6 protein-coding genes, 2 rRNA genes and 1 pseudogene (1 of these 9 running past the window's edge) are annotated in these 12,528 nt (G+C 70.5%); 4 read left to right on the forward strand and 5 right to left on the reverse strand.

The window, feature by feature from the left end:
* The 3 genes and pseudogenes from E0L36_RS06315 to E0L36_RS06325 all read left to right on the forward strand — a co-directional run.
* Positions 1–1,497, forward strand: a 23S ribosomal RNA gene (locus E0L36_RS06315) (it extends 1,630 nt beyond the left edge of the window).
* A 140-nt stretch (positions 1,498–1,637) separates the two neighbouring features.
* Positions 1,638–1,754, forward strand: a 5S ribosomal RNA gene (gene rrf / locus E0L36_RS06320).
* 961 nt (positions 1,755–2,715) lie between these two features.
* A pseudogene (locus tag E0L36_RS06325) lies at positions 2,716–3,507 on the forward strand (hypothetical protein); the annotation flags it as partial.
* Between the two features lie 496 nt (positions 3,508–4,003).
* On the opposite strand, the gene E0L36_RS06330 reads toward E0L36_RS06325, so the two are convergent.
* The 5 genes from E0L36_RS06330 to E0L36_RS06350 all read right to left on the reverse strand — a co-directional run bounded on the left by E0L36_RS06330 (position 4,004) and on the right by E0L36_RS06350 (position 10,894).
* Positions 4,004–5,809: an IucA/IucC family siderophore biosynthesis protein gene (locus E0L36_RS06330; protein WP_180927833.1), complete on the reverse strand. Its 1,806-nt coding sequence runs from the start codon at positions 5,807–5,809 to the stop codon at positions 4,004–4,006.
* Positions 5,806–6,432: a GNAT family N-acetyltransferase gene (locus E0L36_RS06335; protein ID WP_180927834.1), complete on the reverse strand. Its 627-nt coding sequence runs from the start codon at positions 6,430–6,432 to the stop codon at positions 5,806–5,808. The genes E0L36_RS06330 and E0L36_RS06335 overlap by 4 nt, the downstream gene beginning before the upstream one ends.
* A complete protein-coding gene (locus E0L36_RS06340) occupies positions 6,429–7,829 on the reverse strand; it encodes a lysine N(6)-hydroxylase/L-ornithine N(5)-oxygenase family protein (RefSeq protein ID WP_180927835.1) in 1,401 nt (466 codons plus the stop codon). The genes E0L36_RS06335 and E0L36_RS06340 overlap by 4 nt, the downstream gene beginning before the upstream one ends.
* A gap of 18 nt (positions 7,830–7,847) precedes the next feature.
* Positions 7,848–9,368, reverse strand: a complete 1,521-nt coding sequence (locus E0L36_RS06345; protein ID WP_180927836.1) for an aspartate aminotransferase family protein — start codon at positions 9,366–9,368, stop codon at positions 7,848–7,850.
* 242 nt (positions 9,369–9,610) lie between these two features.
* Positions 9,611–10,894, reverse strand: a complete 1,284-nt coding sequence (locus E0L36_RS06350) for a DUF1015 domain-containing protein (protein ID WP_180927837.1) — start codon at positions 10,892–10,894, stop codon at positions 9,611–9,613.
* Between the two features lie 217 nt (positions 10,895–11,111).
* Between E0L36_RS06350 and E0L36_RS06355 the strand changes: the two genes are divergently transcribed.
* On the forward strand, positions 11,112–12,164 hold the full coding sequence (locus tag E0L36_RS06355; RefSeq protein WP_180927838.1) for an HAD hydrolase-like protein: 1,053 nt from the start codon (positions 11,112–11,114) through the stop codon (positions 12,162–12,164).
* Positions 12,165–12,528: the final 364 nt, after the last annotated feature.

A 12,528-nucleotide genomic window follows, 5' to 3' on the forward strand; every position in this document is an offset into this window, starting at 1 on the left:
AGTGATGGGGTGACGCAGTGAGGTAGTCCAGCCCGGGCGGTGGTTGTCCCGGGGTAAGGGTGTAGCCCGGTGTGCAGGGAAATCCGTGCACCGTTATAGGGGTGAGACCTGATGCCGAGCCGATTGTGGTGAAGTGGATGATCCTGTGCTGTCGAGAAAAGCCTCTAGCGAGGTGTGTGGCGGCCCGTACCCGAAACCGACTCAGGTGGTCTGGTAGAGAATACCGAGGCGTTCGGGTGAACTATGGTTAAGGAACTCGGCAAAATGCCCCCGTAACTTCGGGAGAAGGGGGGCCATGTTTGGTGATCACCTTTTCGGTGTGAGCTGGGTGTGGCCGCAGAGACCAGCGAGAAGCGACTGTTTATTAAAAACACAGGTCCGTGCGAAGCCGTAAGGCGATGTATACGGACTGACGCCTGCCCGGTGCTGGAACGTTAAGGGGACCGGTGAGCTGCTCTTTTGGGGGTGGCGGGGCTGGGAACTTAAGCGCCAGTAAACGGCGGTGGTAACTATAACCATCCTAAGGTAGCGAAATTCCTTGTCGGGTAAGTTCCGACCTGCACGAATGGCGTAACGACTTCTCGGCTGTCTCAACCATAGGCCCGGTGAAATTGCACTACGAGTAAAGATGCTCGTTTCGCGCAGCAGGACGGAAAGACCCCGGGACCTTTACTATAGCTTGATATTGGTGTTCGGTTCGGCTTGTGTAGGATAGGTGGGAGACTGTGATATTGACGCGCCAGCGTTGGTGGAGTCGTTGTTGAAATACCACTCTGGTCGTGCTGGATGCCTGAACCTGGGTCCGTGATCCGGATCAGGGACAGTGTCTGGTGGGTAGTTTAACTGGGGCGGTTGCCTCCTAAAGGGTAACGGAGGCGCCCAAAGGTTCCCTCAGCCTGGTTGGTCATCAGGTGGTGAGTGTAAGTGCACAAGGGAGCTTGACTGTGAGACTGACGGGTCGAGCAGGGACGAAAGTCGGGACTAGTGATCCGGCGGTGGCTTGTGGAAGCGCCGTCGCTCAACGGATAAAAGGTACCCCGGGGATAACAGGCTGATCTTCCCCAAGAGTCCGTATCGACGGGATGGTTTGGCACCTCGATGTCGGCTCGTCGCATCCTGGGGCTGGAGTCGGTCCCAAGGGTTGGGCTGTTCGCCCATTAAAGCGGTACGCGAGCTGGGTTTAGAACGTCGTGAGACAGTTCGGTCCCTATCCGCTGCGCGCGGAGGAGTCTTGAGAAGGGCTGTCCCTAGTACGAGAGGACCGGGACGGACGAACCTCTGGTGTGCCAGTTGTTCTGCCAAGGGCATGGCTGGTTGGCTACGTTCGGGAGGGATAACCGCTGAAAGCATCTAAGCGGGAAGCCTGCTTCGAGATGAGGACTCCCACCCCCTTTGTGGGGTTAAGGCTCCCTGGAGATGACGGGGTTGATAGGCCGGATATGGAAGCCTAGTAATGGGTGGAGTTGACCGGTACTAATAGGCCGAGGGCTTGTCCGTAGGTGCTCGCGTTCACTGTGTGGTTTCTGAGACAACGACTATTCTTCTTTGTTTATTTTTGAAGAGTGTGTTGCGTGTTTTCCATGCCGATGTGGCTCATGCCCTTGTTTGTGGGGGGTGGGTTGTTGGTGTGGGTGTGTTTCGGTGGTTATAGCGGTGGGGGAACGCCCGGTTACATTCCGAACCCGGAAGCTAAGCCTGCCAGCGCCGATGGTACTGCGAGGGGGACCTCGTGGGAGAGTAGGTCACCGCCGAACTATTTGTGGAGGGCCCCTGGTCCCCGGCATTTCACGCTGGGACCGGGGGCCTTTTTCATGTGCGGATGCACCGGTGCCTGCCGGCACTCCTAGCGCGCCCGCTGTGCAGCTGCGCGAGACTTGATGTGCGGTTCCCAGACAGGAGTCATTGATGTCCACCAACTCATCCGAGGACCGGCCCGAGCGCGGGTCCCGACCGTCTGGTTCGGATGGTCGGAACGATCGTGGCCGTCGGCGGCCGTCGACCGGCGATGACCGGGGTGGGTTTCGGCGTACGGGCGGAGGCGGGGGCCGGGGTCGGGATGACCGGTCCGGTGGCCCTCGGCGGGATCGTGACGGCGGCCGCCCGGACGACCGTCGTGAGCGGGACGACCGTGGTGGGAGCCGTCGTCCGGAAGGCCGGGGGAACGCCGGTGAGGACCGGCGGGGTGGCGGCCGTCCGGGGTTCCGCCGTGACGACCGGGATCGAGGAGATCGGGGCCGGGAGCGGTCGCGGGACGACCGGGGCCGTGGTGATCGGAGCAGGGGCGAGGGCGGCCGGGACGACCGTCCGTGGTCGAAGGACGGCCGCCGGGACTCCGGTGGCGGGCGCCCGCGTCGTGACGACCGGGGTTCCGGCCGTCCGGGAGGCGGCGCTGGCGGACGGTCCTACGGGTCGGGCGGCCGTGGCCGTGACGATCGGGGACGTGACGATCGGGGACGGGGCGACCGTCCGCGTGATGACCGGGGTCGGGACGGCTTCCGAGGAGGCCGGGACGGCGAGGGCCGTGGCGGTTTCCGCCGGGACGACCGTGGGCGGGACAGGGACAGGGGTCGGGAGCGTTCGCAGGACCGTTTCCGGGGCCGGGGCCAGGATCGCGATGGCCGAGGCCGCCGGGGCGATGACGCTCGACAGGACCGGGAACCGACGCGGCGTCTGCCGATCGCGGAGGACGTGACCGGCGAGGAGATCGACAAGGCCGTGAAGCAGGAGCTGATGAGCCTGCCGCGGACGCTCGCCGAGGACGTGGCGAAGAACCTGGTGATGGTGGCCCGGCTACTGGACGAGGACCCCGAGCAGGCCTACGGCTACGCGAAGGTCGCACTGCGGCTCGCCTCGCGTGTGCCGTCGGTTCGTGAGGCGGCGGGCTTCGCGGCCTACGCGACGGAGAAGTACGCGGAGGCGCTGACGGAGTTCCGGGCGGCGCGGCGGATGACCGGGTTGCAGCACCTGTGGCCGGTGATGGCTGACTGCGAGCGCGGGCTGGGACGTCCGGAGAAGGCGCTGGCCATGGCGGGTGAGCCGGAGGTGCAGCAGCTCGACAAGGCGGGCCAGGTGGAGATGCGGCTGGTCGCGGCGGGGGCCCGCCGGGACATGGGCCAGGCCGACGCCGCGGTGGTGACCTTGCAGAGCCCGGAGCTGGCGTCGAACTCGGTACAGCCGTGGACGGCGCGGCTGCGGTACGCCTACGCGGACGCCCTGTTGGAGGTGGGCCGGGAGGAGGAGGCGCGGCAGTGGTTTGCCAAGACGCTGGACGCGGACCAGGAGGGGGTGACGAACGCCTCCGACCGGCTGGCGCTGCTGGACGGGGTGGAGTTCCTGGACGCGCTCGACCCGGACGCCGATCTTGAGGACGAGGAGGACGAGAGGGACGAGGCGGGTGCCCCCGAGGCCAGCCCGGGTGTCTCCGGGACGGACGGAGGGGACGCCTCGGGTGAGACGGACGTCCCGGGGGAGGCCGACGCTCCGCGTGGGGCCGCTGAGTCCGCCGGAACGGGGGCCGCGCTTCCCGGGGATGCCGGGGACGAGCCCCTCGCGTCCGGCTCGTCGGCTGCGGTGAGTGGGGAGGCCGCAGAGGCGCGGTCGGAGCCGGAAGGTGCGGCGTCCGCCGTGTCGCCCGGGCCGTCCGCCTCGGCAGCGGAGTCCTCGGTGCCGGAGCCTGGGCCCTCGGCGCCGGAGCCTGAGCGGTCCGTGGTGTCTCCCGCGCCGCCCGCGTCTCCGGCCTTCGTCGCTCCGGTGGAAGGTGAGGACGGGGATGTGACGGCTTCGGAGAGTGAATCGGCCGCTTCCGCTGAGGAGTTGGAGGGGCCGAGGGAGAACGACGGGCGGTAGGCCCCGGATCGGGCTGGCCGTTCGCTGAGAAGTGGGTCGCCGAGAAGCGGCCGCCCCTCTCCCTTCGGGGGAGAGGGACGGCGTGGTGGTGGGGAACAGGCGGGGGCGGGTGGGCTGTTGAGGCCCGTCCGGCCCCGCCTGTGTTGGTGCGGGTTGGTCAGGGGGCGTGGGGTGCCAGCGGGTTCTTGAGGGTGCCGACGAGCTGGAGCGCGCCCGCGGGGTCCTGGAGGTCCAGCATCTGCTGGTTGTCGCGCAGTTGGAGGCGGTTGAGGCAGGAGAGTGCGAACTCCTCGGTGAAGAGGTCGTACTGGCGGAAACGGTCTGCCAACTCGGGTGTGGACTTCTGGTACTCGGTGACGCACTCGGCGACGGTGCTCCAGAAGGCGTCCTCCGTCAGCGTGCCCTCGGTGTCGAGGGTGGCGCCGAGGAAGCGGAAGAAGCAGTCGAACACGTCGGTGAGCAGCGAGAGGATCTTCATGTCCTCGGGCACCTCGGCGCGGATGCGTTCCACCTCGGGCGGGAGGGGGGTCTCGGGGCTCATCACCGCGATCTCCTCGGCGATGTCCTTGAAGACGGCCCGGCGGGGCGCCCCGTGTTCGTCGAGGACGAGGATGACGTTCTCGCCGTGCGGCATGAAGACCAGTTGGTGCGCGTAGAAGCAGTGCAGCAGGGGGGTGAGGTAGGCGCGCAGGTAGCGGCGGAGCCATTCCTCGGGGGCCAGTCCGGACTGGTGGATGAGGGCCGCGGCGAGGGAGTGGCCGGACTCGTCGGTGTGCAGCAACGCGGCCATGGTGGCGAGCCGTTCGCCGGGCTGGAGGCGCGGAACCGGGCTCTCGCGCCAGAGGGCGGCGAGCATCTTGAGGTAGGGGGAGCCCTTGGGGGCCGCCGCCTCGTAGGCGCCGGGGTGGTAGCCGACGGCGGCGCGTTCGCGGAGGATGCTGAGGCCGGTGTCGCGCAACCGCTCGTCGTCCTCGATGAGTTGGGCGAGCCAGTCGTTGATGGCCGGGGTGGCCTTCATATAGGCCGCGGAGAGTCCGCGCAGGAAGCCCATGTTGAGGACGGACAGGGCCGTCTTCACGTAGTCCTTCTCGGGGTGGCTGGTGTTGAAGAAGGTACGGATGGACTGCTGGGCGAGGTATTCGTCGTCGCCGTGGCCGAGGCAGACGAGGCGGCGCTCGGCCACCTCGGCGGCGAAGGTGATGGAGAGCTTGTTCCACCACTGCCAGGGGTGGACCGGCACGAGGTAGTAGTCGTGCAGGTCGAGCCCGTGCTCCGTCATGGTGGTGGCGAAGCGGTGCCGGGTGTCCGGGGAGAGTTCGGCGGCCACCAGGGTCTCGTAGTCGAGGTCGCGGGCGGTGGTGAAGGTGGCGTGCGCGCGGTGGGCGGCCAGCCAGATCAGGTGGACGGGGGCGCCGGTCTCGGGCGCGTAGGCGCGGTACTCGGCGATGTCGAAGCCCAGGCGGCCGTTGTTGGCGACGAAGCAGGGGTGCCCCTCCGTCATGCCGGTCTCGATGGCCTGGAAGTCGGAGCGGGCGAGTTCGCCTGCGGTGGGCTGTCCGGCGGCGAGTTTGTAGGCGCCGCTGCCCAGGGTGCTGCTGATCTCCTCCAGGTAGACGGGGAGGACCTGTTCGCCGAGGCCGAGGGTGCCGCGGAGTTCCGTGATGAACGCGAGGGCGTCCAGGGGGAGTTGGGCTCCGTCGCGGTGGCGGGTGATGCTGTCGGCGTCGATCTGCCAGTGGTCCAGGCTGAACCGGCGGGCGGTGAACCGGTACTCGGTGGCGCCGTCGTCGGCCCGGATCGCGTACTGGTCGTCGCCGGTGGTCAGCGGTTCGGGGGTGAGGAGCCGCTCGTGGGTGAACTCGGCGAGGGCCTTGCGTATCAGCGACCGGGTGGCCCGTTCCCAGCGTGCGGGGGTCAGGTGCGCGGTGGCGTGCTGGGGAGGTCCGGCGTGAGGGGTCGTCATAGGGCGGGTCCTTCGGGGATGCGGCTGCCGGTGGTGTCGCTGTCACCCGGGGCGGTCCGGCTCCTGGCGGCCTGGAACTCCTCGCGGGTGCAGAAGCTCAGCGCGGCTTCCTTCTCGGGTTTGGTGAGGGTCCGCTCCACCCGGAAGCCGACGGCCTCGTTGAGGGCGTGGACGGCGGTGTTGCGGACGTCGGGCTCGACGACGATCCGTCGGGTGGTCTCGTCGGCGAAGAGCATCTCCACCACGGTGGTGATGACGGCCAGTGAGAAGCCCCGGAGCGGGGTGTCGGTGGGCGCGCAGAGGAAGTGCATGCCGACGTCGCCGGGTTGGTGGTCGTAGAGGCCCGTGAGTTCGACGTGGGCGGGGTCGTAGCGTTCCATCAGGAAGGCGGGCCGTCCCCGGTGCAGGCCCAGGAAGGCGTCGTGGTGGGGGGAGTTCGCGATGCTGGTGAACTCCTGCCGGACCTGTTCCGGGGTGGCGTCGCCCAGCAGGTAGAAGGCCGACTTGGGGTGGGTGACCCAGCGGTGCAGCAACTCGGCGTCGTCCAGGGGCTGGAGGGCGCGGAGCGCGAACTCGCCGAGCCCTGGGTCGTGCCGGGTGTAGAGGGGGGCGGGGGCGGTCATCGGGCGGGGGCCTCCTCGTTGGGCGAGGGCGCGCCGAACTCCTGGAAGGCGATGGAGCGTTCGATGGGGTACACCTCGCGGCCCAGCAGTTCCCGGATGATGCAGGAGTTGCGGTAGGCGGCCATGCCCAGGTCGGGGGCGATGAAGCCGTGGGTGTGCAGTTCGGCGTTCTGGACGAAGACGTCCTGTCCGGTGACGTCGATGCTGTAGTTCCGGCGTACCGCGTACCGGCCCCGGTCGTCCCAGACGACGCGATCGGTGAGGGGCTTGAGGAAGTCGGGGACCCGCGCGTGGTAGCCGGTGGCGAGGACCAGCCCGTCACTGCTGAGGCTGAAGTCCCTCCGCTGTTCCTCCTGCCGGAAGGTGAGTGTGTAGTCGCCGCTGGTCGGGTCGTGTGAGGCACCGGTGAGCGCGGTGTTGGTCAGCAGGCGGGTGGGGCAGGGGGAGCGGCGGTTCTTGCGGTAGAGCAGATCGAAGATCTCGTTGATCAGCTCGGAGTTGATGCCCTTGTACAGGTTCTTCTGTGAGGCGACGAGGGTGTCGCGGGTCCCGGGCGGCAGGGCGTGGAAGTAGTCCGCGTAGTCCGGGGAGGTCATCTCCAGCGTGAGCTTGGTGTACTCCAGCGGGAAGAAGCGGGGGGAGCGGGTCACCCAGGTGAGTTCGTAGCCGTGGGTGTCGATGTCCTGGAGCAGGTCGAGGTAGATCTCGGCGGCGCTCTGTCCGCTTCCGACGATGGTGATGTTCCGCTTGCGCTGGAGCTGTTCCCGGTGTTCCAGGTAGCTGGAGTTGTGGATGAGGTCACCGCCGAGGTCCGCGCACTCGGCGGGGATGTGCGGGGCGGTGCCGGTGCCGAGAACGAGTTTGCGGGCCCGGTAGGTGCGCTGCTCCCCGGTCCCCGTGATCTCGGCGTGTACGAGGTAGCCGCCGCCGTCGCCGGTGTCGGAGCCGTTGAGCGTCTCGGTGAACTCGACGGCGGTGACGCGGTGTTGGAAGCGGATGGTGCCCAACTGGCCTGCGGCCCAACGGCAGTAGTCGTTGTACTCGGTGCGCAGCGGATAGAAGCTCTCGCGGATGTAGAAGGGGTAGAGCCGTCCGGACTGCTTGAGGTAGTTGAGGAACGAGTACGGCGAGGTGGGGTCGGCGAGGGTGACGAGGTCCGACATGAAGGGGGTCTGGAGGGTGCTGTCCTCCAGCAGCATGCCGGGGTGCCAGTCGAACTCCGGGCGTTCGTCGAGGAACACGCCGTTGAGGTCGTCGAGTGGTTCGGTGAGGCAGGCCAGTCCGAGGTTGAACGGGCCGAGACCGATGGCGGCGAAGTCGTGTATGTGGCCGGGGTCGTCCTGCTCGGGGACGGCGGGGGACCCGGTGGGGGAGGTCGGGGGGTGAGGGGTCGGCACGGGGACTCCGGTGGTCGGTCAGCTGGCGTGGGGGTGGCTGAGGGCGGGACGGGGTGGCGTGGCGCGCGCCGCCTCGGTCGCGTGGAAGCGATCCGCGTGCTGGGCGAGGAGGTCCAGCACGGTGGTGATGTCGGCCAGGGTGGTGTCCGGGTTGAGCAGCGTGAACTTCAGGTAGTGGCGGCCGTCCACGACGGTTCCCGCGACGATCGCCTCGCCGGAGGCGGCGAGGGCCTCCCGGGCGTGCAGGTTGGCCCGGTCGACCAGGGCCGGGTCGGCGGGGTGCCGGGGCACGTGCCGGAAGACCAGGGTGGAGAGCTGTGGTTCGGTGACGGTCTCGTAGCGCGGGTCCGCTGCGAGCAGTCGCCAGGTCTCGGCGGCGCGGTCCACGACCTCGTCGAAGAGCTCCCCGATGGCGTCGGCGCCCATGACGCGCAGGGTCATCCAGAGCTTGAGCGCGTCGAAACGGCGGGTGGTCTGGAGGGACTTGTCGACCTGGTTGGGGATCGCCATCTCGGCGGCCCGTTCCGGGTTGAGGTAGTCGGCGTGGTAGGTGACGTGCCGGAGGGCGGCCCGGTCACGGACCAGGATGGCGCTCGAACTGACCGGCTGGAAGAAGGACTTGTGGTAGTCGACGGTGACGGAGTCGGCGCGCGAGATGCCGTCCAGCAGTCCGTGGCGCCGGGAGACGAGCAGTCCGCAGCCGTAGGCGGCGTCCACGTGCAGCCAGACTCCGGCGCGTTCGCAGTGGTCGGCGATCTCCGGCAGCGGGTCGATGCTGCCGAAGTCGGTGGTGCCCGCGGTGGCGACGACGGCCATGACGGTCTCGCCGGCGCGAGCGCGGCGCTCCAGCTCCGCGGCGAGCGCGTCGGGCCGCATCCGGCGGGAGTCGTCGCACGGCACCGGGATGACGGCCTCGGCGCCGAGGCCGAGGAGGGTGGCGGCCTTCTCGACGCTGAAGTGACCGCACTCCGAGGCGAGGACCCGGAGCCGGGGCAGGATCTCGGCGGTGCGCAGGGGGGTCTCGGAGTTCTTGCGCACCAGCCGGCAGGTCTCGTCGCGGGCGAGCAGCAGCGCCTGGAGGTTGGACTGGGTGCCGCCGCTGGTGAACACCCCGTCGGCGTCCGGGCCGAGGCCGATCCGCCGCGTCGTCCAGTCGATCAGCCGCTGTTCGATGAGGGTGCCGCCCGCGCTCTGGTCCCAGGTGTCGAGCGAGGAGTTGACGGCGGAGAGGACGGCCTCGCCGAGGACCGCGGGGATGACCACGGGGCAGTTGAGGTGCGCGAGGTATCTCGGGTGGTGGAAGTAGACGGCGTCGCGCAGGTAGACGGTCTCCAGTTCGTCGAGGGCGGCGGCGGGGTCGCTGAGGGGCCGCTCCAGATCGATGCCGGATATCTCCGGGGCCAGTTCGGCGGGGGTGACGCCGGTGAACGGCCGCTGGGTTCGGGCGATCCGTGCCGCGACCCGTCCGACGCCGTCGGTGAGGGAGTGCCGGTAGCGCTCCGCCGTTCTGTCGTTGAGCAGGTGTGACCTGCCGCTCATGAACTGTCCTCCCTGACGCGGACATTCGGCATCGCACACGGACTCGTGCGATGAGGTAAGGCTACCCTAACTCGAACCTTCGGAGGAGGGCATACCGCCTTGTTCGTGAACGGCTGATAACCGGCGCGGCTCCCGTTCCGGTAACCCGACGGAGCGTCAACCACCCGAGGTACGGGAGGAGTTGGGGAAGCACCGGACGTGCGGGAACGGCGGGTGCGCCAGGGCGCGCGGCTGTTGACGCCTCAGTACCGGTCGGTGTCCAGGGTGCGGAGTACCAGTCCGGTGGCCGGTTTCGGCCCGAACGAGGTGGACTTGCGCGGCATGGTGACGCCGCGCTCCGCGAGGTCCCGGACGGTCTGCTCCGCGACCGGGCGCATCAGCACGGCCGTCCCGCCGCGTCGCGCCGCCTGCCCGAGCGCGGAACGCGCGTCGTGCAGGTAGCCGATGGCGGAGGAGCTGTCCGGCACGCCCCAGACCCGGTCCAGCAGGGCCGAGTGCAGGACCGAGGCGTCCAACGGGCCGTGCGGCCCCTCCGGCGCGTCGACCCGGCGCAGCAGGGTGGACGAGGGCTGGTCGAGGAGGTGGAAGCCCCCGGCCTCGGTGCCGTCGGCCAGCAGGAAGGCGGGGCCGGGGGCTGAGGCCAGCCGCTCCAGCGCGGCCGGGAGCGGCCCCGGGACCGGGCGCGTCCGGAAGGCGCCCGCCACCGAGTCGAGGGCGCGGTCGAGCGGCAGGCCGGGCAGCACCCGGTGGATGGCGTGCACCCGCAGGGGGTAGCGGTCGGTGTCCACCAGCAGCACCAGCCCGTAGTCCCAGGGCGACGCCGTCATGTCGCCCTCGCCCGGCGGGTGTTCGCCGCGCAGCCGCAGGTACGTCGCCCAGCGGTGGTGGCCGTCGGCGATCAGCGCGCGCTGCCGGGCGAGCGCCGCCGTGGCCGCCGTGATCCGCCCCGGGTCGGTGACGGCCCAGAGCCGGTGCGCGACGCCGTCCTCGGTGGTGGTGGCAAGCAGCGGGGTCCGCCCGGTGGCGTCCTCGATGACCGTGGCGGCGTCACAGGCGGCGCCGCCGCCCCGGTACGAGAGCAGCAGCGGCTCGGGCTGGGTACCGGTCGCCCGCATCAGCGCCGCCCGGTCCTCGACGACCTCCTCTATCACGTCCTCGTGTGGCAGGACGACGCCCGCGCTCGGCGGGGTCAGTCGCAGCGCCCCGATCAGGCCGCGCTGGACGCCCTCCGGGGTGCGCTGCTCGTAGACGTACAGCGCGGGGGCGGGGTCGAGGACGAGCACGCCCTCGGCGCGCCAGCGGCGCAGCGTCTCGGCGGCCCGGCGGTGCCGGACCCCGGGGTCGGCGTCCTGCGGAAGGATCAGCCGCACGATGTTGTACGGGTCGGCCGTCTCCAACTCCCGCAGCCCGTCCGGGCGGACGACCACGTCGTACGGAGGGGAGGTCACCGCGGCGAGACCGCTGACCCGTCCGGGGGCGTAGCGCAGCCCACGGAAGGGCGCGAGGCGGAGGCCGTCGGCGGTCATCTGCGCATGCTATGCCGGGGCGCACGGGTGGGGGGACGGGGGCATGGGGGGCGCGTGAGATCGGATGCGGGGAACCGCCGCGCGCCGGGGTGCGGACGGCACCACTCCGCCCGTACGCGATGATCGGTGCCGGGCCGCCGTGCCGGTGGCCCGGCGAAGCCAGTACGGGCAGGCCCGGGACCACGGGGCCCGGAGCACAGCACGAGGAGCGTGGACCATGCAGTCCGGAGCCCAGCCACGGACGCGGACCGAGCCGTCCCCGACGCCGCTGCGGGAGGCGTACGACACCGCGCTGCTGGACCTGGACGGGGTGGTGTACGTGGGCGGCGCCGCCGTCCCGCACGCGGTGGAGTCGCTGACGGCCGCCCGGCGGGCCGGGACCCGTCTCGCCTACGTCACCAACAACGCGGCGCGGACGCCCCGGACGGTCGCCGGGCACCTCACGCGGCTCGGCGTCCCGGCGCGGGCCGAGGAGGTGGTCACCTCGGCCCAGGCGGTCGCCCGGCTGATCGCCGAGACCGTGCCGCGCGGCGCCGCCGTCCTCGTCGCCGGGGGCGAGGGGCTGCGGGACGCGCTGGCCGAACACGGGCTGCGCGCGGTGGACTCGGCCGACGAGGAACCGGCGGCCGTGGTCCAGGGGTACGGCGGGCCGGAGCTGCCGTGGGGGCGGCTGGCGGAGGCCGCCGTCGCCGTGGGACGTGGGGTGCCGTGGTTCGCCTCCAACACGGACCTGACGATTCCGGCGCCGCGCGGGATCGCACCGGGCAACGGCGCCGCCGTCGAGGTGGTGCGGATCGCGACCCGCTGGATGCCCGACGCGCCGGAGCCCGTTGTCGCGGGGAAGCCCCGAACTCCCATGCACCGGGAGTCGATTCTGCGCACCGGCGCCGAACGCCCGCTGGTGGTGGGGGACCGGCTGGACACCGATATCGAGGGGGCGCACGCGGGAGGCGTCGACGCGCTGCTCGTCCTGACCGGGGTGACCGACGCGGCGCAGCTGCTGGCCGCGCGCCCCGAGCACCGCCCCACCTACGTCGACCGCGACCTGCGCGGCCTCCTGACGACCCAGCCGGAGGTACGGGGGGACGCGGAGCGCGGCTTCACCTGCGCCGGCTGGCGCGCCCGGGCCGAGGCCGCCGGACTGAGGCTGGAGGGAGAGGGCGAGCCGCTGGACGGGCTGCGCGCGCTGTGCGCCGCCGCCTGGAGCGCGGCGGGCCCGGAGCGGTGCGCCCTCCCGGCGGTGGAGGCGCTCTCCCGCCTCGCCCTGTGACCCGTCCGGGCCGAGGGACCCGTCCGGGCCGGGGCTGACCTTCCCCCGTGCCGCCCCGCCCCCGGCCGGGCGGCGGGTGAACTGGGCGCGCTGGGCGGGACGTCGGACCCGCCGCTCCGAACGTCCCCCGCGCGCCACGCGGTTGGGTCAGGGCGGGGAACCGTGTACCGAACCGGAGCCAACTCCCGTACGGGGCAAGGAGGTAGGGGCACACAGCACCGTCCGCTCGGGCGAACGCGCCCGCCTCTCAGGGGAGATGGATAACAGCCGGGCGCCTTCGGGGAGTTGGGGCCCTCGGGCCGCCGCCCGGAGGCGCGGCCCCCGGCGACGCCGCAGGGGGAACCGCGCGCGGAACCGCCGCTGA

The sequence above is a fragment of the Streptomyces sp. AJS327 genome (genome assembly GCF_013450295.1).
Lineage (GTDB): Bacteria > Actinomycetota > Actinomycetes > Streptomycetales > Streptomycetaceae > Streptomyces.